The sequence below is a fragment of the Mesorhizobium sp. M0019 genome (assembly GCF_040323975.1).
In the GTDB taxonomy this organism is placed as follows: Bacteria; Pseudomonadota; Alphaproteobacteria; order Rhizobiales; family Rhizobiaceae; genus Mesorhizobium.
Genome location: NZ_JAMYVK010000147.1, coordinates 1 through 726 on the forward strand (window position 1 = coordinate 1; position 726 = coordinate 726).

The window sequence follows — 726 nt, forward strand, 5'->3', positions numbered from 1 at the left end:
CCGCTTGGCTGGGCCTGACGCCGCTGCAACGCTCAACCGGCGGTAAACAGAAGCTCGGTGCAACATCGAAGATGGGCGAGCGTACATTGCGGCGCCTGCTTATCATCGGAGCGAGCGCTGTCGTGCGTCATGCTCGTCGGCGAGGCATTCGGGAAGGATCGTGGCTTGGGCGCATGCTCGCCCGCAAGCCGCCAATGCTTGTGGTCGTCGCTCTTGCCAACAAGATGGCCCGCATCGTCTGGGCGCTCATGGCAAGAGGTGGGACCTACAGGGCTCCGGCCGTGGCAGCATAGCAGCTCGGTCTGAGGTCGTCGCAGGTGTAGGAAGGTCACACGGAGAGGTATGGCGCGACAGTCGATGAGAGACGGATCGGAAAAACCAGTTCAGCACAGAGCGCCTCGAGCGCGCGGTAGTGATATGGATCCGATCGGCGAACTCCCATACGGGCCGGCGGCAAATGGAAGGCCGCATCAGAGGCCGGACAGATGTCAGCACCCGACTACGCGCCGCTATACTGCCTTTCGAAGATTCTTCTTGCGCTCACGGGGGCGTCCACAGATGTGCTGAAGGTTCTGCAAAAAGTTTTGGAGAGAGAACGGCGCTTGCTCTGAGGGGCGAGCGGCCATGGCACGGTGGTGACATTGCGATCACCGATTCCCGTGGAAGGGGAAGTGCCATGACCAATCGAGACGTTAGACTGAGCAGAGGCGAGTTGAAAGCGTTGCT

At 60.9% G+C, this 726-nt stretch carries 2 protein-coding genes; one reads left to right on the plus strand and one right to left on the minus strand.

The genetic code is table 11. The annotated features are described in order from the left end of the window. The coding region (locus NKK47_RS35070; protein WP_352579939.1) for a transposase at positions 1 to 293 on the plus strand (293 nt) is incomplete at its 5' end. A 206-nt stretch (positions 294 to 499) separates the two neighbouring features. On the opposite strand, the gene NKK47_RS35075 is transcribed toward NKK47_RS35070, so the two are convergent. Beyond that, positions 500 to 726 (minus strand): hypothetical protein (locus NKK47_RS35075; RefSeq protein WP_352579940.1); only part of this gene is annotated, 227 nt, incomplete at its 5' end.